This window comes from Paraliobacillus zengyii (genome assembly GCF_003268595.1).
Lineage (GTDB): Bacteria > Bacillota > Bacilli > Bacillales > Amphibacillaceae > Paraliobacillus_A > Paraliobacillus_A zengyii.
Genome location: NZ_CP029797.1, coordinates 1 through 25,314 on the forward strand (window position 1 = coordinate 1; position 25,314 = coordinate 25,314).

Here is a 25,314-nt window from a genome sequence, read left to right on the forward strand (position 1 = left end):
CATTAGCATAAATTTGTTATTATATTTGTGTTTTAATATGTGAAAAACAATCTAAGAAAATATATGTATCCACAGGTTGTGGATAACGTGTGGACATTTATTAACACACCTGTTTATGAACTTACACACAAGGGTGTGGAAAACTATTAAAAATTGTTATAGACTATATACTTAGCCATATAGGCTATCCACAGGCATACCGTTTATACATTACCTTTCGATCTTTCTTTTACAGAAACATTGCGAGAGGTTTTTTATTTCTTAATTACTATTTTTATTGAGAGGGGTGAATAGTATTATGGAAAATATTGAAGAGTTATGGTTGAGTACACTTGAATCTATTAAAGAAAAAGTAAGTAAACCAAGTTATGATACCTGGCTAAAAAACACAAGTGCTGACAGTATTACAGACGATACATTAATTGTTTCAGCTCCTAATGAATTTGCACGTGATTGGCTTGAAAGCCGCTATACAGAACTCATATCAGATGCGTTATTTGATGTAACTGGTGCAAAATTAAAAACAAAATTTATTATTCCAGAATCTGAAGGATCTATTGATGATACAGTGCAAACAAATAGGAAAATGCCACGTGTTAATCAGCAAGATAATAATGAATTTCCAAAAACGATGTTAAATGATAAATATACATTTGACACTTTTGTAATTGGCACAGGTAATCGTTTTGCGCATGCTGCATCCTTAGCTGTTGCTGAAGCACCTGCAAAAGCGTATAATCCGTTATTTATTTATGGTGGGGTTGGTCTTGGTAAAACACATCTAATGCATGCAATTGGTCATTATGTTTTAGATCATAATCCATCTGCAAAAGTTGTTTATCTATCATCTGAAAAGTTCACAAACGAATTTATAAATTCCATTCGTGATAATAAAGCAGTTAATTTTCGCAATAAATATCGCAATGTAGATGTCTTATTAATTGATGATATTCAGTTTCTAGCTGGAAAAGAACAAACACAGGAAGAATTTTTTCATACATTCAACACGTTGCATGAAGAAAGCAAACAAATTATTATTTCTAGTGACCGACCACCAAAAGAAATTCCAACGTTAGAAGATCGTCTGCGCTCAAGGTTTGAATGGGGATTAATTACAGACATTACACCACCTGATTTGGAAACAAGAATTGCTATCTTGCGTAAAAAAGCGAAAGCAGAAGGACTAGATATTCCAAATGAGGTTATGCTTTATATTGCAAATCAGATTGATACAAACATCCGAGAATTAGAGGGAGCTCTAATACGTGTTGTTGCTTATTCTTCCTTAGTTAATAAAGATGTAGATGCGTCTTTAGCAGCTGAGGCATTAAAAGATATTATCCCGAGCTCACGACCAAAAGTTGTAACAATAGCTGCAATACAAGAGATAATTAGCGAAAGATATAATATTAGATTAGATGAATTTGCTGCTAAAAAGCGAACAAAATCCGTTGCTTTTCCTAGACAAATTGCGATGTATTTATCACGTGAGTTAACAGATTTCTCTTTACCTAAAATTGGTGAAGAATTTGGTGGACGGGATCATACAACAGTTATTCATGCACACGAGAAGATTTCAAAGCTGTTAAGTACCGATGAATTATTACACCGCGATATTGAAGAAATAAAGGAGCGACTTAAAATTTTTTAAGATATCGTCGTCTATGCACATGTGGATAACGTGGATAACAGTTGCAGACTTACTAACATCCTATCCACATACACACAGGCTTGCAAATTATGTCTAAACTTGACTTATCCACATAATCACAGGCCCTACTACTATTACTACGACATTTATTAATAATAATTAATATATATAACTTCCCTTAGGAGGATTAATTTCATGCAATTTATCATTCAACGTGATTTACTAATCGAAAGTATTCAACATGTAATGAAAGCAATATCAGCAAGAGTAACCATACCAATTCTAACTGGTATAAAAATTGAAGCGACAACTGATGGTATTAAATTAACAGGTAGTGATTCAGATATATCAATAGAATCATTTATACCAAAAGAAGAAGAAGGAATAGAGAACGTAGAAATTGGTGAAAATGGAAGTATTGTAGTCCAAGCCAAATACTTTCCTGATATAATTAGAAAGTTACCTTTAAAAACAGTAGAAATTTCTACTGATGATCATTTTCAGGTAACAATTAAATCAGGAGGAGCAGAATTCCATTTAAATGGACAAGACGCTGTAGAATATCCTCAGTTACCAATCTTTAAACCTGAAAATAGTTTTGAATTAAAGAATGACTTACTAAAAAATCTAATTAAGCAAACAGTATTTGCTGTTTCAACTGTTGAAACTAGACCGATATTAACTGGAGTCAATATGAAAGTAGAAGATCACTTCTTAGATTTTGTTGCGACAGATAGTCATCGTCTTGCTTCCAGAAAAATTCCATTAGATCAAGCGAATGAAAAAGTAAACTTTAGTAATGTTATTATTCCAGGAAAAAGTTTAACAGAGCTAAATAAAATTTTAGATGACAATGAAGAAACAATTACTATAAGCGTCACAGAAAATCAAATATTATTTCAAACCAAGAATTTATACTTTTTATCACGTTTATTAGATGGGAATTATCCAGAAACAGCTAGATTAATTCCAGAACAAAGTAAAACAATTGTTTATGCAAAAACAAAAGAATTATTGCAAGCAATCGATCGCGCCTCCTTATTAGCAAAGGAAAATCGTAATAATGTTGTTAAACTTCAAACAAAAGGTAACAATGAAATTGAAATTAGTAGCAATACACCAGAAGTTGGACAAGTCACAGAAGATGTCAAAACCGAGTCAATTGAGGGTGAAGACCTTAAAATATCTTTTAGTGCTAAATATATGATTGACGCGTTAAAAACAATTGAAGAAGATCGTGTTAAAATTGAATTTACAGGTGCAATGCGTCCATTTATTATGAGACCTGTTGATAACGAATTTATATTGCAGTTAATTTTACCTGTTCGGACATATTAATTTCCAAATCATATAAAATGGGATAGATTAAGTTACCTTATTCTATCCTTTTTCCATTTTTGTACAGGTTAATTAGTAAAATTAAAAAGAAATGACTTATCCTTTATAGATTACTTTGCTTATATGAAAATATTTAGTAAAATAGAGTAACAGTATTAAAAATCTCCGATCTAGAAAGTATGGTGGTTCGATATGTCAACAGAAAGTATTTCTATTCACACAACCTATATTCCTTTAGGTCAATTTTTAAAATTAGCAGGTGTTATCGATACTGGAGGTATGGTGAAGCCATTTTTAGCAGACTATGATGTGTTTGTTAATGATGAACAGGATCAACGTCGTGGTCGTAAGTTATATCCAGGTGATCAAATTTCAATTCCTGACATTGGCGTATTTCAAATTGTCAAAGAAGAAAATGCCTAATAAATATAGCTTGAACCAATTAGGAAGGATACTACTATGCACATTAAGGACTTAACACTTTCGCACTATCGAAATTATCAAAACTTACATGTGAAGTTTGATGATAAAGTCAATGTAATTATAGGCGAGAATGCCCAAGGAAAAACCAATCTTATGGAAGCTATCTACGTTTTAGCTTTTTCAAAATCATATCGAACCCCTCGTGATAAAGAACTTATTCAATGGAATGAAAACTATGCTAAAATAGAAGGGAGCATCTTTAAACGAAATCGTACCTTCCCTTTAGAGATTCAACTTTCTTCCAAAGGAAAAAAGGCAAAATTAAATCACATTGAACAAAGACGTCTTAGTGATTATATCGGCGCTCTAAATATCGTTATGTTTGCACCAGAAGATCTAAACTTAGTTAAAGGGAGCCCGCAAATCAGAAGACGGTTTATTGATATGGAAATTGGTCAGATTAAACCTTTATATATTTATCATCTAGGTCAATATCAAAAAATATTAAAACAGCGAAATCATCTATTAAAAAACTTACAGCGTAGACAATCAAATGATCGAACATTGCTCGAGGTTTTAACAGAGCAGCTAATTGAACATGCTAGTGTTATAGTTGAGAAACGTTTTGTATTTTTACAATTGTTAAGAGAATGGGCTGCTCCAATCCATAAGGGAATAAGTAGGGATAAAGAAGAATTAGAAATTATGTATTCAGGCACAATTAATGTATCAGAACAAGAAGATAAGGAAAAAATAAGAAAACAATATGAAATAGAATTTTCAGCTCTTATAGAAAAAGAAATTGATAGAGGCAATACATTGATTGGTCCACATAGAGATGACTTATTATTTTATGTAAATGGAAAAGATGTACAAACATATGGTTCGCAAGGACAACAGCGAACCACTGCACTATCATTAAAGTTAGCTGAGATTGAACTAATTAAAAATGAAGTGGGCGAATATCCTATTCTTCTGTTAGACGATGTTTTAAGTGAATTAGATAATTATCGTCAATCGCATTTATTACATACTATTCAAGGGAAAATTCAAACCTTCGTATCAACAACAAGTGTTAGTGATATTCAGCACGAAACAATAAGTAAAGCGGAATTGTTTCATATCGAAAATGGTATAATTGTGCAATAGAAATGGGGAATTTGAAATGTTTATTCATATCGGTGGCGATAATGTTATCCGTTCTGAGGATGTTATTGCTATTATTGATCAACAATTTGTTGCTTCTTCTTCAATTAATGCTGAAATGATTGATAACCAAAGAAAAGCTAAGAATGTATTAGATCTTCAAGAAGAAACAACAAAAGCGATCGTAATAACAAAAGATTATATATATTATAGTCCCCTTTCGGTCCTAACTTTAAAGAAACGTGCAAGTATGATTTCTACTATTAGTAAATTAGAAGACTATACTAATTCTAATGAAACATAGCAATTTCAAAGGGATGAATATCATATTTTCAAGATACTTTAATTAATTAGTTAAAAAATAGTATTTTCTTAAAATAGAATTGTAGGTGAAAGAATTGACAATGGAAGATAAATTGGGAGTAGAACAAGTATATGACGAAAATCAGATTCAAGTATTAGAAGGTTTGGAAGCAGTACGTAAAAGACCGGGTATGTATATAGGTGCAACTAACGAAAGAGGTTTACATCACTTAGTATGGGAAATTGTCGATAACAGTATTGATGAGGCTTTAGCAGGCTATTGTGACCATATCCAGGTCTTTATTGAAGAAGATAATAGTATTACAGTAATGGATAACGGTCGTGGTATTCCAGTTGGTACACAGAAAAAGACAGGGCGTCCTGCTGTAGAAGTAATTATGACTGTTTTACATGCTGGTGGTAAGTTTGGTGGTGGCGGTTATAAAGTATCAGGTGGTCTTCACGGTGTTGGTGCCTCTGTTGTTAACGCGTTGTCATCGTCTTTAAAAGTATACGTACATCGTGATAAAGAAATTCATTATTTAAGCTTTAAACGTGGTGCCATTGATGATGAACTACAAGTTATTGGTCAAACAGAGGAAAGTGGAACACGTATTCACTTTGTCCCAGATCATGAAATTTTCACAGAAACAACTACGTTCAAATATGAGATTCTTTCTCAACGTTTACGTGAATTAGCCTTTCTAAATAAAGGATTAACTATCTCAATTGAGGACAAACGCGAAGAAAGTAAACGAGAAACATTCTTTTATGAAGGCGGAATTCGTTCTTATGTCGAACATTTAAACCGTGCAAGACAAGTATTACATGAACCATTCTTTGCTGAAAAAGAAGAAGCAGGTATTACCGTCGAAGTATCCTTACAGTACAATGATGGGTTTGCAAGCAATATTTATTCGTTTGCAAATAACATTCATACGTATGAAGGTGGAACGCATGAATCCGGATTTAAAACTGGACTGACACGTGTGATCAATGATTATGCAAGGAAAAACAGTTTATATAAAGAGAGTGATCCCAACCTTACTGGTGATGATGTAAGAGAGGGCTTAACTGCTATTGTTTCAATTAAACATCCAGATCCACAATTTGAAGGACAAACGAAAACAAAGTTTGGTAATAGTGAAGCGCGTGCGATTACAGATGCTGCATTTAGTGAGTTATTTTCTAAATTCCTATTTGAGAATCCGGACACAGCCAAAATTGTTGTTGAAAAAGGCTTAATGGCTTCTCGAGCAAGAATGGCAGCCAAAAAGGCACGTGAATTAACACGTCGAAAAGGTGCATTAGAAATTTCCAATCTTCCTGGAAAACTAGCCGATTGTTCAACACGTGATGCAACTAAAAGTGAATTGTATATCGTAGAGGGTGATTCTGCTGGTGGTTCAGCAAAACAAGGCCGTGACCGCCATTTCCAAGCAATCTTACCTTTAAGAGGTAAAATCTTAAACGTAGAGAAGGCACGCTTAGATAAAATTCTATCGAACAATGAGATTCGAATGATGATTACTGCATTAGGTACTGGGATTGCAGAAGATTTTGATATTTCAAAAGCAAGGTACCATAAAGTTGTAATCATGACAGATGCGGACGTTGATGGTGCACATATTCGAACGTTATTATTAACCTTCTTATATCGATTTATGCGACCGTTAATTGATTATGGTTATATTTACATTGCACAACCACCATTATATAAAGTACAGCAAGGTAAGGCTGCTTATTATGCGTACAATGATAAAGAGATGGAGCGGATTGTTAGTGAATTACCTAAACAACCGAAACCAGGTCTGCAACGTTATAAAGGGCTAGGAGAGATGAATGCAACACAGCTTTGGGAAACTACAATGGATCCAGAAAATCGAACATTACTACAAGTGAATTTAGATGATGCGATTGAAGCTGACCAAATCTTTGATATGCTAATGGGCGATAAAGTAGAACCTCGAAGAAACTTTATTGAAGAGAATGCTGTTTATGTTAAAAATCTAGATGTATAAGTATGTGTCAAGTTCACATAAAACTATAGTTTGATAATAAAGTAAGGTCGTCAGTTGGATAGGAGGCAGTCGTATGGTGGAAAATCAACGTCCACATGTACAAGAAATAAATATAGGAACAGAAATGCGCACATCGTTTTTAGACTATGCCATGAGTGTTATTGTAGCTCGTGCGCTTCCAGATGTGAGAGATGGTTTGAAACCAGTACATCGGAGAATATTATATGCTATGAATGACTTAGGAATACATTCGGATAAAGCATATAAAAAATCTGCCCGTATTGTCGGTGATGTATTAGGTAAGTATCACCCACACGGTGATTCATCAGTATATGAAGCAATGGTAAGAATGGCACAAGATTTCAGCTATCGTAATATGCTAGTTGATGGACACGGTAATTTCGGTTCTGTCGATGGTGATCCTGCAGCTGCGATGCGTTATACAGAAGCACGAATGTCTAAGATTTCAATGGAACTTCTTCGTGATATTAATAAAGACACGATAGATTACCAGGATAACTATGATGGTTCAGAGAGAGAGCCTAAAGTATTACCAGCTAGATTTCCTAACCTCTTAGTTAACGGAGCATCGGGAATCGCAGTTGGAATGGCGACTAACATTCCACCCCATCAATTAGGAGAAACGATTGATGCTGTCCTAGCTATCAGTGAAAATCCTGATATTACTATTGATGAGCTAATGGAAGGATACATCTATGGGCCTGATTTCCCTACAGGTGGTTCGATTCTAGGAAGAAGTGGGATTAGAAAAGCGTTTGAAACGGGACGTGGTTCTATTACCATTCGATCTAAAGTGTTAATTGAAGAGCGTGACAATGGTAAAGCAACAATCATTGTCAATGAATTACCGTATCAAGTGAACAAAGCAAGATTAATTGAGAAAATTGCAGAACTTGCGCGTGATAAGAAGATTGAGGGAATTACTGATTTAAGGGATGAATCAGACCGTAATGGCATGCGTATTGTAATTGAGTTACGTCGTGACGCGAATCCTAATGTGTTACTAAATAACCTATACAAACAAACCTCCTTACAAACATCTTTTGGTATTAACATGTTGGCATTAGTTGACGGACAGCCGAAAGTGCTTAATTTAAAACAGTCATTATCTCACTATCTAGAACATCAAAAAGAAATAATTAAACGTAGAACAGCTTATGAGCTACGTAAAGCGGAAGCACGTGCTCATATTTTAGAAGGATTGCGAATTGCCTTAGATCATATAGATGAGATTATTGCATTGATTCGTGGGTCTAACACAGCAGATATTGCTCGTACTGGTTTAATAGAAAATTATCAGTTGTCTGAGAAACAAGCACAAGCAATTTTAGATATGCGTCTACAACGTTTGACTGGTTTAGAACGTGAAAAGATAGAAGATGAGTATAAACAATTAGTAGAACTAATTAGTGAATTAAAAGCAGTTTTAGCTGATGAAGCAAAAGTATTAGAAATAATTCGTGAAGAGCTAACTGAAATTAAAGAGCGTTTTAACGATAAACGACGAACTGAAATTATAGCTGGTGGTATTAATTTCTTTGAGGATGAGGATCTAATTCCAGAAGAAAATATTGTTATTACGGTAACAAATAAAGGTTATATTAAACGGTTACCAGCTTCAACATATCGTACACAGCGTAGAGGTGGTCGTGGTGTTCAAGGAATGGATACAAATGAAGACGACTTTGTTGAACACTTAGTATCGACATCAACACATGATACTGTTTTATTCTTCTCTAACAAAGGAAAAGTATATCGAGCAAAAGGGTATGAAATTCCAGAGTACGGTAGGACAGCAAAAGGAATTCCAATTATCAATTTATTAGAAATTGATAAAGGTGAATGGATTAATGCTGTAATAACTGTACATGAGTTTGAAGCAGAATGGTATTTATTCTTTACAACGAAATACGGTATTTCTAAACGAACTACCCTTGCACAATTTGCCAACATTCGTAAAGGTGGCTTAATTGCGTTAAATTTACGTGAAGATGATGAATTAATTTCTGTTCGATTAACAGATGGTACAAAAGATATTATGATCGGCACTAGAAATGGTTCACTGATTCGCTTTGAGGAAACGCAAATTCGGACAATGGGACGAACAGCTGCTGGAGTTAAAGGTATTTCTCTTAGAGGAGATGATGAGGTCGTCTCTATGGAAATTATCGAGAATGGTTTATATGTATTAAATGTAACTGAGAATGGTTATGGAAAACAAACACCTGCTGAGGATTATCGAATCATTAATCGTGGTGGTAAAGGTGTATTCACATGTAACATTACAGAGAAAACAGGAAAAGTAGTTGCTGTAAAAGCAGTAACAGGTGACGAAGATATTATGATTATTACTGCATCAGGTGTACTTATTCGTATGCCGGTTGAAGGTATCTCTGTTACAGGTAGAAATACACAAGGTGTTCGCCTGATTCGTCTCCAAGAGGAAGAAAAAGTAGCTACTGTCGCACGCATTGATAATGTTGAAGATGAGGAAGCTATAGAAGAGCAATCTTCAAGTGAAACAGTAGAGACAGAAACACATCAAGACCCAGATGCTGTTATAACCGAAGAAAATAATCAAGATTCAACAACTGATACAGATACAAAAGAGGATACAGAAGAATAATGATTAGTGGTTCACCATGAAAAAGGTGAGCCACTTTATCAGCATATAAGGGGTGGCGATGATATTGTGGATACATCCATCACAATTAATTCCTAAGTGCATACTTACAACGGACGTAATAGGTAAAACAAATCGTCCAATTGCAACAAAGGACACGGTTATAGACGAAACACATATAGAAATATTACAACGTTTTTTAATTGACCAAGTAGAAGTCGCTACCAATTTAGAAAATGGTGTACCCTTTATTCCAAAAAAACAACAAAAGCAAGAAGTAAATGTAAAAAAAGAAACGCAAAGTGAGAAATCCCTATCGTTTATGGAGCATTATCATCAAGTTGTAGAAGCTTATAAGCTCCAGTTTAATGCATGGCAAAGTGGATCACCTATTGAAATTCATGCCGTTCGGAAGTTAATTGTTCCTTTACTAGAGCGCACGGAAGAAGTTGATTTTTATATACTAACATTATATAAAAATACTGCTAAAGATGATTACTTTTTTCACCACAGTGTTTCAACAAGCCTAATTTCTGCTGTATTAGCACAAAAGTTAGGTTTAAAAAAAGAGTGGATGCAAATTGGTATTGCTGGATTATTAGCAGATTGCGGAATGGCAAAACTGAAACGCTCTCTTTTTTATAAAGAAGGAAAATTGAGTAAGCCTGAATTTGATGAAATAATGGAACACCCAACTTATTCTTATCGCTTTGTGGAAAAAATTACTTCTTTAACTAAAGGCGTAAAACTGGCCATTTTACAGCATCATGAACGATTGGATGGCACTGGGTATCCCTTAGGTGTTAAGGAAGATAGGATACATCGCTTTGCTAAAATAGTAGCTATCTGTGATACATATCATGCGATGACCTCAGAACGAATTTATCGTACAAAACAATCTCCTTTTCGCGTTATTGAAGAAATGCAACAGGACCAATACCAAAAGTTTGACCATCAAATATTACAAGCGTTTATCGTCTGTTTGACCAATTTCTCTTCGGGAACAAAGGTTAAACTTTCTAATGAAGAGATAGCCGAAATCATATATATCGAATCAGAATACCCAACGCGCCCCATGGTTCGAATTGAGAATACGCAAAGTATTATTTCTTTAAAAGAACACAAGCAATTATATATAGAAGATATTATTATATAATTTTAAAGGGACTAATCAACAAGCTTGCTTGTTGATTAGTCCCTTTTTATATTTAAGCATTTTAATCTTCGAAATTAAAGCTGACTTTGTTATTTTCATCACGTAATGTATGTAGATAATGTCCAATGTAAAGGGGGATTTTATCACTTGTTATATCTAAAAAATGTTTAATAAAAGGATAATCTTTAGTTGAACTTCCATGTAATACATCTCCCCACCACTCTGTTTCATAGCGCGCGATCATACTTAAATTATAAAGAAGAATATAGTGGTGCATAATTTCATGACTGTAATGAGGCAATCTACTAGTTGAAGGAAAATAAATGCTATCCTCATCCATATGATATGTAAAAGGACCTTTTTCTAAAATAGAAAAGTTTTGTCTAATGCGACAGCGAATGGAACTTGAAGTTATTTCGATTGTATTTGTATCAATAAAGGAGGATAACTTGGCCAAAAATCGACCTTGTGAAAGATGATACGTATCTAATAGATTGCTGGGAAATGTAAAATGATTATCTTGTCTTGATGCTACTTTGACTAGATTTATTTGTTTCGTGTGCATAAAAAACATGGCATTCATTTCTGGAATTGTTTTTAATATAGTATCCATTTGAACTTTATCGCTTGGCCAATGGTGCACTTGAAAAAGATTAGAAGCAAAATATGGAAACAATCCTTTTTGTTGAATTTTCACTTCATCTTGTAAAAACTGATAATCACGTTTCTTTCTTTTTCTAGTTGTAAGTCCATGTGCAAGTAAGGATGTACTAGCTGGATAATCTGGTATTTTAGCTAATAAACAGGCTTTTATAAGATGTGTCATACCATAGAAGTAGAATAATGGTTGCGTTACGATAGGCGATTGTTTTCCTGTTTGATAATAAAGTAATCCATGCTTTATATAATAGAAAAATTGATAGCAATTGTCATAACTCCATTTTTGTGCATTAGTAATAGAATTTTTTTGATAACAGGCATATAAGTATTTTTGAGCTGTTTCAGCTGATTGAATATAGGTTAAAAAGAGTTCACTATTTTTTTTCAATTGGTTTGGTTCCCTTCTGATAAATTATCGCAAGAAACTTTAATTAATTTGGTATGTAAAAAGGTTGAAATTGCTTCTTGTATGTCGTAATGTAAAGAACAATAGAATATTGTTGATTACATTTATATAGCTTATTAGATCTATTTATAGTGTAACCAGTAGAGAAGTTTTCATTATGCACTTATTTTTAGTACTTATTTTATGAGGAGGTTAAGTTATGCGAGAGGACAAGTTTGCAAAAGAAGGATTAACATTTGATGATGTCTTATTAGTACCAGCGAAGTCAGAGGTATTACCGCGTGATGTTTCAATTAAGACTAAACTATCAGATAATATTCAACTCAACATTCCATTAATTAGTGCAGGAATGGATACCGTGACTGAGGCTGCAATGGCAATATCAATGGCACGCCAAGGTGGTATAGGTATTATTCATAAAAATATGTCAATTGAAGAACAAGCGGAACATGTTGATCGTGTTAAACGTTCAGAAAGTGGCGTCATTACAAATCCTTTTTCTTTATTACCAGATAATCAGGTATTTGATGCGGAACACTTAATGGGTAAATTCAGGATTTCAGGTGTACCAATTGTTAATAATGCAGAAGATCAAGTATTGGTTGGAATATTAACAAATCGTGATTTACGCTTTATTGAAGATTACTCCATTAAAATTTCAGATGTAATGACAAGCGATAATCTTGTTACAGCACCAGTAGGGACGACATTGGAAGAAGCAAGTAAAATATTACAAAAACATCGTATTGAAAAACTACCATTGATCGATGATGAAGGTGTATTGAAAGGTTTAATTACCATCAAAGATATCGAAAAGTTAATTGAATTTCCAAACTCAGCAAAGGACCGTAATGGGCGTTTATTAGCGGGTGCTGCGGTTGGTGTTACAGGAGATGCGATGACTCGTATTGATAAACTAGTCGATGCTGGAGTAGATTTGATCGTTATTGATACTGCGCACGGACATTCACAAGGTGTTCTAGATCAAGTGAAAAAAGTACGATCAAAATATCCAGATTTAGATATTATTGCAGGAAACGTTGCAACTGCTGAGGCAACACGTGCTTTAATAGAAGCTGGGGCAAATATAATAAAAGTGGGTATTGGTCCAGGTTCTATTTGTACAACCCGCGTAATTGCAGGCGTTGGTGTACCACAAATTACTGCTGTTTATGATTGTGCAATTGAAGCACGTAAACATAGCATACCTATCATTGCAGATGGTGGTATTAAATATTCTGGAGATATTGTTAAAGCATTAGCAGCTGGAGCGCATGCCGTTATGTTAGGTAGTCTTTTTGCAGGAGTAACAGAGAGTCCAGGACAAACTGAAATATTCCAAGGTCGACGATATAAGGTATACAGAGGAATGGGTTCAGTAGCTGCGATGAAGTCGGGCTCTAAAGATCGTTATTTCCAAGACACAGAAGATGCAAAAAAATTAGTACCAGAAGGCATAGAAGGACGTGTAGCATACAAAGGACCATTATCAGATACAATACATCAATTACTAGGTGGTTTGCGTTCTGGAATGGGTTACTGTGGTACAAAAGATTTAGAAGTATTTCGTAATGAAGCACAGTTTATTCGCATGACAGGTGCAGGGTTACGTGAATCACATCCACATGATGTGCAAATAACGAATGAGTCACCAAACTATTCGTTATAAATAAACGCTATAAATTAGGAATACTACATCCTAATTTATAGCGTTTTTAACTGCTAAACAATACAAGCAGAAAACGTTACTAAAATACCCTATAAAAGTATATTCCACTTTTCGACTTGGTATGCTAAAATAGCGGATATGCATATAAAAAGTGGTGGAGGTAGAAGAGATTGAAACATAGTATAAAAGCATCAGTTTATCTTATATTGGCATTTGTAATATTTATAACATCGTTTGGTATGAACCCAATTGCTGTTCATGCAGCTGAAGTAGAGGTTGAAGCAGAATCTGCTATTTTAGTTGATGCAGAAACAGGACAAATATTGTATGCCAAAAATGCTGATTTAAAGTTGCCACCAGCAAGCATGACAAAAATGATGACAGAGTATTTAGTGTTAGAAGCTATTGGAAATGGTGAAATTAGCTGGGATACAACCACACAAATTAGTGATTATCCGTACAGTATTTCTGCAGATAGTTCTATGTCAGGAATTGGTTTGACACAAGGACAGGACTATACAGTACGTCAATTATATGAAGGAATGTCAATTATTTCTGATAATGCAACAACGATTGCTTTAGCGGAATTAATTGCTGGTTCAGAAGGCGAATTTGTTCAAATGATGAATGATAAAGCAGAAGAAATGGGTCTTCCTGAATATCAATTCGTTAATTCAACAGGTTTATCGAACGTTGATTTGGGTGATAACCATCCAGAAGGTACAGATCCAAATGCTGATAATTTAATGTCTGCACGTTCTGCAGCATTATTAGCCTATTATTTGGTTAACGATTATCCAGAAGCATTGGAGTTTTCTAGTACATTGATGTCTGAATTAGATGATCAACCATTAGAAAATTTAAACTGGATGCTTCCTTGGGATAATGTAAACTTTGATCAATATGCATTTGAAGGAATTGACGGTTTAAAAACAGGATACACGACGGAAGCTGGTTACTGTTTCACTGCAACAGCGGAAGTAGACGGTCGTCGCCTTATTTCAGTTGTAATGAAAACAGATGATAAAGGTGCACGTTTTGAAGAAACGAAAAAATTAATGGAATATGGTTATAACCAGTTTGAAAAGCAAGAACTTTATCCTGCAGGTTATCAAATTGAAGATGAATCTACTTTACCTGTAGCAAAAGGAAAAGAAGATTCAGTAGAAATAGAAGCAAGTGAAACCATGATCGCAACAGTATTAAATGGTGAAGAAGAATCTTTTATGGTCCAATATCATTTGGATGAAAATAAACTCAATGAAGATGGCGAACTTGTAGCACCAATTGAAAAAGGTGAAAAAGTCGGAGAAATGGAACTTGTTTATAATGGTGGTACCGATTACGGCTATATTTTTGGTGGTGCACAAGTACAAGTTGTCGATCTTGTAGCCACGGATGCTGTAGAGAAGGCAAATTGGTTTATGCTTACACTTGGTGCTGTAGGGGATTTCTTTAGTGGAATATTCTCATCAGTTGCCGATACGGTAAAAGGATGGTTTGCTTAATATAGAATCATAAAAACCTCAACATGGCGATAGGTATGTTGAGGTTTTTTATTTTAATGGTGCTTGCACTAGGCTATGGTATTGTTATACAATGTTGAATAATAGTTTAAATTGTTAATTACTTGATTTTTAAGATAAATAGGGGGATATTTTTCATGACAAATTTAGGAACAGATCGTGTTAAAAGAGGAATGGCTGAGATGCAAAAAGGTGGCGTCATTATGGATGTTATCAATGCAGAACAAGCTAAAATAGCCGAAGAGGCAGGAGCTGTTGCGGTTATGGCTCTTGAACGTGTTCCATCGGATATCCGTGCTGCAGGTGGCGTTGCAAGAATGGCTGACTTAACAATAGTTGAAGAAGTAATGAACGCTGTGTCCATTCCAGTTATGGCAAAAGCACGTATCGGCCATATTGTTGAAGCGCGTGTTTTAGAATCAATGGGTGTCGATTACCTAGACGAAAGTGAAGTATTAACACCAGCAGATGAAGTGTATCATTTAAATAAAAAAGAATATACTGTACCATTTGTATGTGGTTGTCGTGATTTAGGTGAAGCTGCACGTCGTATTGGCGAAGGTGCATCCATGTTACGTACAAAGGGTGAGCCGGGAACTGGAAATATTGTTGAAGCAGTTCGTCATATGCGTGAAGTACAAGGACAAGTTCGTAAATTAATCAGTATGTCATATGATGAGATTATGACATTTGCTAAAGAATTAGGTGCACCTTACGAAGTATTAATTAGTATTAAAGAAAATGGACGCTTACCTGTAGTTAATTTTGCAGCGGGCGGTATCGCAACTCCAGCTGATGCGGCATTAATGATGGAGCTTGGAGCTGATGGTGTTTTTGTAGGTTCTGGTATTTTTAAATCTGATAATCCTGCAAAATTTGCAAAAGCTATTGTTGAAGCTACAACACATTATCAAGATTATAAGTTGATTGCAAAAGTTTCACAAGGCTTAGGAACTGCAATGAAAGGTATTGAAATTAGCACAATTGCACCAGAACAACGTATGCAAGAACGTGGCTGGTAAGGTTTAAAGGAGATAGATCACATGATGACTAAAATAGGTGTTTTGGGTTTACAAGGTGCCGTTCGAGAACACGTTCGGTCAATAGAATCAAGTGGTGCTGAAGCTCTTGTTGTAAAGAAAAAAGAACAATTAGAAGAAATAGATGGTCTGATTTTACCTGGTGGCGAGAGTACGACAATGCGTCGGTTAATTGATCAATATGAATTCTTAGAGCCTTTACAGCATTTTGGTAAACAGGGAAAACCAATTTTTGGAACGTGTGCAGGTTTGATTTTGTTAGCAACAGAGATTGTTGGGCAAAGTAATGGGCACCTAGAATTGATGGATATGAAAGTAGAACGTAATGCATTTGGAAGGCAAAAGGAATCGTTTGAGGCAAAATTAGAAATTAATCATGTTGCAACAGATTTTGATGCTGTCTTTATTCGAGCGCCATTTATTGTAGAAGTTGGTAAACAGGTTGAAATATTAGCAACACACAACAATGCAATTGTAGCTGCGAGAGAAGGCCATTATTTATGTAGTGCCTTTCACCCAGAGTTAACCGACGATGATCGTTTAACAGATTACTTTGTTAAAATGGTTGAACAAGCTAAAAAAGACCTTGCATCATAAATTATTTTTCGCTATGCTAAAAATAAATTCACTACTATAACTGAACACAATGAGAGGAATTAGTAACAGACCTTTCTTTCTATTAGAGAGCTGATGGTTGGTGCAAATCAGTGAAAGAGAACTGTGAATCCATCCTTGAGTTGGCATGTGAAATGTAAGTAAAACATGTCCGGCTAACATGCTTAGCCGTTATTGTAAAAGAAGCCGGAAGAGGAATCTCTCTTCAATCAGGGTGGTATCGCGGGAAAGACTCTCGTCCCTAATGTTTTATTAGGGATGGGAGTCTTTTTTGTTTGAGTTAAATTAATAATATTGGAGGATAAAATTATGTTAGATTTGAAATATTTACGTACACATTTTGATGAGGTAAAAGAGAAGTTACAACATCGTGGAGAAGATTTATCCGAATTTGATACATTTGAAGATTTAGATCAACGTAGAAGAGAATTAATTGCTGAAACAGAAGAGCTAAAAGCAAAACGAAATGATGTTTCTAAACAAATTTCTGCTTTGAAAAAAGAAAAAAAGAATGCAGATGATATGATTGTAGAAATGCGTGAGGTTGGAGAGCGTATTAAGCTAATTGATACGGAACTTAATGAAGTAGAGGAAAAGTTAGAAACGCTATTGTTATCTATACCAAATATTCCTCATGAAACAACACCTATTGGGGAAACAGAAGATGATAACGTAGAGGTTCGTAAATGGGGCGAAGTAAAGCGCACTGATTTTGAACAAAGACCACACTGGGAGCTTGGGCCAGAATTAGGCATGTTAGACTTTGAACGCGCTGGTAAAGTGACAGGAAGCCGATTTGTCTTTTACAAAGGATTAGGAGCACGTTTAGAACGTGCATTACTTAATTTTATGATGGACTTACATGCAGACGAGCATGAATATGAAGAAATGTTGCCTCCATATATTGTTAATCGGACAAGTATGACGGGGACTGGTCAATTACCGAAATTTGAAGAAGATGCCTTCAAAGTTCAAGATTGGGACTATTTTTTAGTTCCAACGGCAGAAGTACCTGTAACAAACTATTACCGTGATGATATTTTAAAAGTGGATGACCTGCCACAAAAATTTGTTGCGTTCAGTGCATCTTTCCGTTCTGAAGCAGGTTCTGCTGGTAGAGATACACGTGGTTTGATCCGTCAACACCAATTTAATAAAGTAGAACTAGTTCAATTTGTGAAACCAGAAGATTCTTATCAAGCGTTAGAAGATTTAACAGGACATGCGGAAAAGGTATTACAACTATTAAAATTACCTTATCGTGTCTTAAGTATGTGTACGGCTGACTTAGGCTTCACTGCCGCAAAGAAATATGATATCGAAGTCTGGATGCCAAGTAACGATACGTACCGTGAAATCTCTTCTTGTTCAAATTTTGAAGCATTTCAAGCTCGTCGTGCAGGTATCCGGTTCCGTCGTGAAGAAAAGGCTAAACCAGAATTTGTTCATACACTAAATGGTTCAGGCTTAGCTATTGGTAGAACAGTAGCTGCCATTATTGAAAACTACCAAAAAGCAGATGGCACAATTGAGGTTCCAGAAGTGTTACAAGCTTATATGGGTGGTAAGAAAGTTATTAATTAAAAAGCTGTCTACTAACAACAATTGTTTTTTAAAAAATAAATGTATTAAATATATTGACATGTGCTAAATAAACTGATATTATAAGTTTTGTCGTCAGTTTCGGAGGATTACCCAAGTCTGGCTGAAGGGATTGGTCTTGAAAACCAACAGGGGCTTCGCGGCTCGCGGGGGTTCGAATCCCTCATCCTCCTCCATTTTTTATTTTAATACATAAGAACAAATAGCTAAAAACGGTTTAACTTATTAAATTAAGTTAAACCGTTTTTTTGTATTTTATTATTAAGATAGATTAAATAGGACCTCCTAAAATTGGGGGTCCTATTTTTTGTATTATATCAATTGATAGCTATAAGAGAGTCTTTTAACAAAAGTAAAAAAATGAAAAATGCGTAAAATGGTCAAGATTTTAGCTTACCATGTCATTTACAAAAAGTAAATATTGTAAATGAAAAATTTACAAGTAATTTATTCTATCTTTACGATTGTTTGCTAACATAAGGCTTGTAAGAATAAGTTGGCAGATGGAGGGATAGCGTCATGGATATACATTTAGATCAATTGACAATGCAATTTGATAATATTACTGCTGTTAATCAATTAACAACTACTATAAAAGATGGTGAGCTTGTTTCCCTATTAGGTCCAAGCGGTTGCGGAAAAAGTACAACCTTAATGCTGTTATCAGGCTTATATAAACCTACTAAGGGAGATATCTATTTTGGTGAGAAAAAAGTAACTACCATTGATGCCGAAAAAAGAGAGATCGGAATGGTTTTTCAAAATTATGCATTATATCCTCATTTATCCGTATTTAAGAATATTATGTTTCCATTAAAAATGCAAAAAGTAGAAAAAAAAGAAGCGCAAAAAAGAGTAATTGAAATGGCAAAGCTTGTTCAAATTGATCATTTACTTGATCGTAAACCAGCTCAATTATCAGGCGGTCAGCAGCAGCGGGTTGCAATTGCTCGTGCGTTAGTAAAAAAACCAAAACTATTGTTATTAGATGAACCATTATCCAACTTAGATGCACGTTTACGATTAGAGATGCGTGAAGAGATTCGCCGTATTCAACAAGAAGTTGGCATTACAGCGATTTTTGTTACACATGATCAAGAGGAAGCATTAAGCATATCTGATCGAGTAATGTTAATGAGCAATGGTATTTTACAACAGGACAGTCCACCACAAGAGATGTACAGTAAACCAAGGAATGCATTTATTGCAAGTTTTTTAGGGAACCCACCTATTAATTTTATCCAATTAGAAAAACAAGATAATAATATCTATAAAATAAAAGAAACCAATCAAAGTATTACGATACCTATAGTTACTAATCAAGATAATATTAAAATTGGTTTACGACCTGAAAATTTATACGTTACTTCCTTAGATAACGCAATGATAACAGGAGAAGTTATTCATCTTGAAACAATAGGAAGAGATACACTAATACGCATTCAGGTAGGTAATAGTACTATTAGGGCTCTAGTAGACCCTAAAATTACGTTAACGGTTGGTGATAGTTGTAATCTAGCAATTGATGTTAACCATATTCATTACTTTGATAATAATACTGGAGAAAGAATAAGAGGAGGTTACGCTGATGACACTTCGACCCAACTGGAAAAGCACATGTAAAGCGATCCTTTACTTATTACCTGCATTGCTAATCTTGATTACATTCAATATTTATCCGATTATTAAATCATTTTTAATGAGTTTTTATACAGATTACGATTATTTTAATAATGTTGTACATGCGCGAGGGTTAACAAATTTTATAACACTATTTAATGATCAGAATTTCATTAAGGCTCTATCAAATACACTTATATTTGTTGTGGGTGTTGTTCCTATTTCAATAATATTGTCTTTACTAATTGCATTATTGCTGAATAGTAAAATAAAATTTCTGGGCTTTTTCCGAACGATATATTTCTTGCCATTTGTTACGTCTGTTGTTGCGGTAGCAATTGTTTGGGGATGGATTTTCCACTCTGATTATGGCTTACTTAATTATTTTCTAGGTTGGTTTGGAGTTGATCCAATTAAATGGATTACAGATCCAAATTTTGCAATGCTGGCGCTTATCATTTTAAGTATATGGAAAGGATTGGGTTTTAATATCATTATATTTCTGGCCGGTTTACAAAACATTAATCAGCAATATTATTTAGCAGCAAAGGTTGATGGTGCATCGGCATGGAATCGATTTAAAACAGTTACTTTACCATTGTTATCACCGACGATGTTTTTTATATCAATCATATCCATTATAAATGCATTTAAAGTATTTGATGAGATATTTGCCTTGTTCAATGGACGTCCAGGCCCAGCAAATAGTACGCTAACTGTTGTTTATTATGTTTATCAAAAATTTTATGAGGAGTGGCAATTTGGTCTTGCTTCAGCAGCAGCGTTTGTTTTATTTATTTTTGTATTTATATTTACATTAATACAATTAATCATCGGTAAAAAATTCGTGCATTATCAGTAGAGGAGGAGTGAATTATGACAAAAGCAGCTTTATCTAAAACAACGATATATATTTTACTCTCTATTGGCTCCATTTTAATGTTGCTACCTTTCGTATGGATGATTAGTACATCCTTAAAAGCGCCTAATGAGGTCATGGCAATGCCTCCAGTTTGGATACCATCTGAAATAAATTGGACTAACTTCACAGAAGCATTGAAAGTTGCCCCATTTGATCGGTACTTTTTAAATAGTGTTATCGTAACTATTTTAAGTACAGTTGGAGAATTAATTACGACTATTTTAGCGGCATATGCTTTTTCACGTATTCAGTTTTTTGGTAAGCATGTCATATTTGCGGTGTTACTTGGCACAATGATGGTACCTGGAGAGGTATTGTTAATCCCTAACTTTGTGACCTTATCTAATTTAGGCTGGATAGATACATATAAAGCATTAGTTGTACCCTGGACTGCGAGTGTTTTTGCAATCTTTTTATTACGCCAATTCTTTTTGGGTATCCCCAAAGAATTATCTTACGCAGCACAAGTAGATGGTTGTAGCGAATTTAAGTTCTTATGGTATGTGATGGTACCACTTGCCAAGCCGGCTTTAATTACAGTTGCTTTATTAAAAGTAATCAATAGCTGGAATGCATTTTTGTGGCCATTGATTGTTACCAATACACAAGAGCTAAGAACGTTACCTGTCGGTTTGTCGGCTTTTACAACAGAAGCTGGCGTAAAGTATGAGTTATTAATGGCTGCATCCTCAATGGTAGTCCTACCAATGATTATTTTATTTTTTATTATGCAGAAGTATATTGTTGCTGGTGTAGCAAGGTCGGGTTTAAAAGGTTAGTTAAATTACTTTTTAGGGGGTGATCGTGACACAACTATCCGGATGAATAATTTAGTGATATTGTTGTCTGCTCCACGAAACTAATAAAAAATTTAGGGGGAAATAAAATGAAAAAAGGATTTATTTGGAGTGTACTTAGCATATTATTTTTATTACTGTTAGTTGCGTGTGGAGATAGTGAAGATACGGAAAATAGTGAAGCAGCTTCTGCCACTGCGAGTGATACGGAAACAGAAGAGTCAACGGAACCAATTGAAATTGACTTTTGGCATGCAATGAGTGGTCCTCATGAAGAAGCTATTATGGAGTATGTTGAGCAATTTAATAGTGAACATGAGAATATTACCGTTACACCAGTAAACCAAGGAAGCTATGATGATTTAGAACAAAAGATTATGGCAGCTGCTAAAGCACAGACATTACCAACAATTGCACAAGCGGTAACAAATGTCGTACCTGAATATACTGCGAATAATTTTATTACATCACTTAATGATTTTATTGAAGATCCTGAAATTGGTCTTTCAGATGAAGAATTTAATGATTATGTAGACGTATTTAAAGAATCTAGTTCTTGGGACGGTACTTATTATAGCCTACCATTTAGTAAAAGCACACGCATACTATTTTATAATAAGGAATTGTTAGAGGAGAATGGGTTAGAAGTACCTGAAACATGGGAAGATATCAGAACTATTTCTGAAGTACTAACAGGTGATGGTGTTGTCGGAATGGGATTTGAAAATTCATATGAATCTGAATTTCAAGCTATTTTGAAACAATTAGGTGGTACGTATATTGACGAAGCAACAAGTGAAGCAACTTTTGCATCTGATGAAGGTATTGAAGCAATGACATTAATTAAAGAAATGATTGATGACGGAATTGCTCGTACAGCTGGAGAAGATGACTATATGTCTAATCCATTTAGTCGTGGAGATGTAGCAATGTATATTGGTTCTTCTGCCGGGATTCCACATGTAGCAGAAGCAGCTGATGGAAATATTGAATGGTCAACTACCACAATGCCAACATTAGACGGTGAAGCAGCTACAACATTTGCTGGTAATGATATCGTTATGTTTAGTCAATCAGATGATGCGGAACAAAAAGCAGCGTGGGAATTCATGAAATATTTAACAAGTCCAGAAGTAACTGCTGATTGGTCAATGAAATCTGGATATTTACCAGTTCGTTATTCCGCGCAAGAGTTAGATAATTATCAAGCATTTGTAGCAGAAAATCCAGCATATGAAGCTGGAACAGCTCAATTTGATGCAGGTTTCTTTATTGCACGTATAGAGGGTGGAGATGCGGTAAGAAATATTGTATTAGAAGAATTAGAATATATCTTATTAGACGATAAAACTGTAGAAGAAGGTTTAACTGATGCACAAGAACGTGCAAATCAAGAATTAAATTAATTAGAAGGAAGGCTGGGGTTATGCTCCCGCCTTCTTATTTATAGATTAGAAAAATGGAGGAAATGAAATGAGTAAAACAACAATTACATTTTGGAGTGGTTTGCAAACAATAGGTGGTAATATTGCTGAAATTCGGTATGGAAATGCTCGGGTTATTTTTGATTTTGGTTTAGTTTATAATCCTAGTACTTCTTTTGTTCATAAAGCCACAGGTCGAAGTGATCGTTATGTATTAGATTTACTAAAGATTGGTGCAATTCCTGCAATAGATGGGATTTACGCTAGAGAAGATTTAAAAGATAACGTATTTAATTTTAAAAAACCAATTGCCTATGAAGATTTTAAAATGAATACTGGTATATTTATTTCCCACTTACATTTAGATCATATGGGCGTGATAGATACCGTAGCCTCTACTATTCCCATTTATATGTCTAATGGATCGAAACAATTGTATCAAGTTCTTAATAAGATAAATGAGGGACTGATGAGAGAACGCGATGTAACAGGAATTAATTATCAAGATTCAATTAAAATAGGAGATATTATAGTAACACCTTTTCAAACAGACCATGATATATACGGTTCAATGGCTATGTTGATTAGCACGCCAGACCTTAAAGTGGTATATTCTGGTGATATTCGTATGCATGGACAGCATCCAGAATACAATAAAGCATGGTTAGAAAAGCTGTTGGATATTAATATTGATTTATTATTAATGGAAGGAACAGCCTTTCATCCTAATCTTACTGAAAAAACAAAAATACCTTTAGTAGAGACAGAAACAGAGATAGCTCAAGTAATAAAGAGAGAAATTATCAACCATAATCGATTAGTTTTGTTTAATATTTATCATCGTAATATTGATCGACTCAATAATTTTATCAAAACTGGTAAACAGTGTGAAAGAACGATTGTACTAGAGCTGAAAACGGCCTATATTGCTGATCAATTTGCTGAAGTAACAGATTTTGCGATTTTTGTACCGAATGATAGTAAGGAGTCTGATTGGAACCAAAATATTCTCGAAAAATATCCACGCGTTACAATTGAACAAATCAATGCAACACCTAACAAATACCTCTTACAAAACAGTTTTGATAATATAGCTGATTTACTAGATTTAGATGTGTCAGGTAGTATTTATTTGCATTCCAATGGCATGCCCTTGGGTGAATTTGATCCAAACTATCAAATTCTTCTATCATTTTTAAAACAATTCCAAATAGAATATAAATCGTTTAATGTATCCGGGCATGCAACACAAGAAGATATATTACAATTAATTGAAGATATAAAACCGAAGTTACTGGTTCCTTGGCATAGTCATTATCCAGAACTGATGAAACCACTAGATCCAAATCAAGCTGTTTTCTTACCAAGAAAAAACAAAAAATATTTCTTTGATAATGGTCAGTTAATAGAAGTTTAAAAACAAACATATACTGTTTTATTTGAAATTTAAAAGACAATCTACGTTTTTTTAACTATACTAGAGAGAAAGAATTAACGATGGAGGTATAGTATGTTCAATAAAATAGCGTTTATTGGTGCAGGCTCAATGGCAGAAGCACTTGTTGCAGGGATCATAAAATCCAAGGTGTTAGAGTCAACGCAAATTGTGGTTACAAATAGGTCAAATGAGTTACGGCTAAAAGACTTATCAAATCTGTATAATGTTTTAACAACACAAGATACAAAAGTAGCCGTAGAAAGTGCTGATGCTATTTTTTTAGCAATGAAACCAAAGGATGTTTCAAAGGCATTAGCTGAAATTAAACCATTTTTATCAGATGAGCAAGTTATTATTTCAGTTCTAGCTGGGACATCGACTCAACTTATTACGGAAAAACTCGGCTTAAATCTATCGGTAATTCGTGCAATGCCAAATACTTCAGCAACAATTGGTTATGGCGCAACGGCATTGACTGGTGGCTCATTTGTTAGACAAGAACAACTTGATCTAGCAACAGAACTATTTGAGACGGTAGGAACGGTAACTATTATTGATGATGAGGATAAGATGCATGTAGTTACAGCAATTTCAGGAAGTGGACCTGCTTATTTTTACTATATTGTTGAGGCAATGGAAAAAGCAGCACAAGATGGAGGACTTGATCAACAGCATGCAAAAGAATTAATTCACCAGACTATCTTAGGGGTTGCCCATATGTTAGAACAAACGGATGAAAGTCCTGCAACCTTGCGTCAACGAATTACTAGTCCTGGTGGTACAACAGAAAGCGGACTAAAAGCATTAGATAAGCATGAGGTAAATAAGGCCTTTGAAGCGGCAGTTAAAGAAGCGACACAACGATCAGAAGAATTGGGTAAAAATAAATAAAAGCGGCTATCTTCAGATAGCC

The 25,314-nt window shown here is 34.6% G+C and carries 20 protein-coding genes, 1 tRNA gene and 1 other annotated feature; of the genes, 20 read left to right on the forward strand and 1 reads right to left on the reverse strand.

All coding sequences use genetic code 11. The features are described from left to right. The first annotated feature begins 298 nt into the window (after window positions 1–298). The 8 genes from dnaA to DM447_RS00040 all read left to right on the forward strand — a co-directional run bounded on the left by dnaA (window position 299) and on the right by DM447_RS00040 (window position 10,682). Window positions 299–1,651, forward strand: a complete 1,353-nt coding sequence (dnaA, locus tag DM447_RS00005) for a chromosomal replication initiator protein DnaA (protein ID WP_112179020.1) — start codon at window positions 299–301, stop codon at window positions 1,649–1,651. Window positions 1,652–1,846: 195 nt separating this feature from the next. After that, the gene (gene dnaN / locus DM447_RS00010) at window positions 1,847–2,989 is read left to right on the forward strand and encodes a DNA polymerase III subunit beta (protein ID WP_112179022.1); all 1,143 of its coding nucleotides are present in this window, start codon (window positions 1,847–1,849) and stop codon (window positions 2,987–2,989) included. A gap of 192 nt (window positions 2,990–3,181) precedes the next feature. Continuing rightward, on the forward strand, window positions 3,182–3,412 hold the full coding sequence (gene yaaA / locus DM447_RS00015) for a S4 domain-containing protein YaaA (RefSeq protein ID WP_112179023.1): 231 nt from the start codon (window positions 3,182–3,184) through the stop codon (window positions 3,410–3,412). Between the two features lie 36 nt (window positions 3,413–3,448). Next, window positions 3,449–4,561, forward strand: coding sequence for a DNA replication/repair protein RecF (gene recF / locus DM447_RS00020; protein WP_112179025.1), 1,113 nt, complete (start codon window positions 3,449–3,451; stop codon window positions 4,559–4,561). 16 nt (window positions 4,562–4,577) lie between these two features. Next, complete coding sequence (gene remB / locus DM447_RS00025) at window positions 4,578–4,862, forward strand: extracellular matrix regulator RemB (RefSeq protein WP_112179026.1); 285 nt, start codon at window positions 4,578–4,580, stop codon at window positions 4,860–4,862. A gap of 100 nt (window positions 4,863–4,962) precedes the next feature. Next, the gene (gene gyrB, locus DM447_RS00030) at window positions 4,963–6,882 is read left to right on the forward strand and encodes a DNA topoisomerase (ATP-hydrolyzing) subunit B (protein ID WP_112179028.1); all 1,920 of its coding nucleotides are present in this window, start codon (window positions 4,963–4,965) and stop codon (window positions 6,880–6,882) included. Between the two features lie 73 nt (window positions 6,883–6,955). Continuing rightward, a complete protein-coding gene (gyrA, locus tag DM447_RS00035) occupies window positions 6,956–9,529 on the forward strand; it encodes a DNA gyrase subunit A (RefSeq protein ID WP_112179030.1) in 2,574 nt (857 codons plus the stop codon). 58 nt (window positions 9,530–9,587) lie between these two features. Beyond that, window positions 9,588–10,682, forward strand: coding sequence for an HD-GYP domain-containing protein (locus DM447_RS00040; protein WP_241964594.1), 1,095 nt, complete (start codon window positions 9,588–9,590; stop codon window positions 10,680–10,682). A gap of 61 nt (window positions 10,683–10,743) precedes the next feature. Here DM447_RS00040 and DM447_RS00045 read toward each other — a convergent pair whose 3' ends face one another. Continuing rightward, window positions 10,744–11,730 (reverse strand): YaaC family protein, encoded by a 987-nt coding sequence (locus tag DM447_RS00045; RefSeq protein WP_157967322.1) that lies wholly within the window; start codon window positions 11,728–11,730, stop codon window positions 10,744–10,746. A gap of 217 nt (window positions 11,731–11,947) precedes the next feature. On the opposite strand from DM447_RS00045, the gene guaB reads away from it, so the two are divergent. From guaB to proC, 12 genes are all read left to right on the forward strand, one after another. Continuing rightward, window positions 11,948–13,417, forward strand: coding sequence for an IMP dehydrogenase (gene guaB, locus DM447_RS00050; protein ID WP_112179036.1), 1,470 nt, complete (start codon window positions 11,948–11,950; stop codon window positions 13,415–13,417). Window positions 13,418–13,587: 170 nt separating this feature from the next. After that, complete coding sequence (locus DM447_RS00055) at window positions 13,588–14,925, forward strand: D-alanyl-D-alanine carboxypeptidase family protein (RefSeq protein ID WP_112179037.1); 1,338 nt, start codon at window positions 13,588–13,590, stop codon at window positions 14,923–14,925. Window positions 14,926–15,080: 155 nt separating this feature from the next. Beyond that, entirely contained in the window at window positions 15,081–15,965 is an 885-nt protein-coding gene (gene pdxS, locus DM447_RS00060) for a pyridoxal 5'-phosphate synthase lyase subunit PdxS (protein WP_112179039.1), read from the forward strand. Window positions 15,966–15,989: 24 nt separating this feature from the next. Continuing rightward, a complete protein-coding gene (gene pdxT / locus DM447_RS00065; RefSeq protein WP_112182599.1) occupies window positions 15,990–16,580 on the forward strand; it encodes a pyridoxal 5'-phosphate synthase glutaminase subunit PdxT in 591 nt (196 codons plus the stop codon). Window positions 16,581–16,620: 40 nt separating this feature from the next. Beyond that, window positions 16,621–16,844, forward strand: a binding site (T-box leader). Window positions 16,845–16,907: 63 nt separating this feature from the next. Beyond that, entirely contained in the window at window positions 16,908–18,182 is a 1,275-nt protein-coding gene (serS, locus tag DM447_RS00070; protein WP_112179041.1) for a serine--tRNA ligase, read from the forward strand. 101 nt (window positions 18,183–18,283) lie between these two features. Next, a tRNA-Ser gene (locus DM447_RS00075) sits at window positions 18,284–18,376 on the forward strand. 343 nt (window positions 18,377–18,719) lie between these two features. Then, window positions 18,720–19,823, forward strand: coding sequence for an ABC transporter ATP-binding protein (locus DM447_RS00080; RefSeq protein ID WP_112179043.1), 1,104 nt, complete (start codon window positions 18,720–18,722; stop codon window positions 19,821–19,823). Beyond that, entirely contained in the window at window positions 19,789–20,682 is an 894-nt protein-coding gene (locus tag DM447_RS00085; RefSeq protein ID WP_112179045.1) for a carbohydrate ABC transporter permease, read from the forward strand. Before DM447_RS00080 ends, DM447_RS00085 begins: the two co-directional genes overlap by 35 nt. A 14-nt stretch (window positions 20,683–20,696) precedes the next feature. Then, complete coding sequence (locus DM447_RS00090) at window positions 20,697–21,521, forward strand: carbohydrate ABC transporter permease (protein WP_112179047.1); 825 nt, start codon at window positions 20,697–20,699, stop codon at window positions 21,519–21,521. Window positions 21,522–21,628: 107 nt separating this feature from the next. Continuing rightward, window positions 21,629–22,945 (forward strand): ABC transporter substrate-binding protein, encoded by a 1,317-nt coding sequence (locus DM447_RS00095; protein ID WP_112179049.1) that lies wholly within the window; start codon window positions 21,629–21,631, stop codon window positions 22,943–22,945. A gap of 67 nt (window positions 22,946–23,012) precedes the next feature. Continuing rightward, on the forward strand, window positions 23,013–24,380 hold the full coding sequence (locus DM447_RS00100; protein WP_112179051.1) for an MBL fold metallo-hydrolase: 1,368 nt from the start codon (window positions 23,013–23,015) through the stop codon (window positions 24,378–24,380). Window positions 24,381–24,473: 93 nt separating this feature from the next. Beyond that, window positions 24,474–25,292 (forward strand): pyrroline-5-carboxylate reductase, encoded by an 819-nt coding sequence (gene proC / locus DM447_RS00105; RefSeq protein WP_112179053.1) that lies wholly within the window; start codon window positions 24,474–24,476, stop codon window positions 25,290–25,292. The last annotated feature ends 22 nt before the right edge of the window (window positions 25,293–25,314 follow it).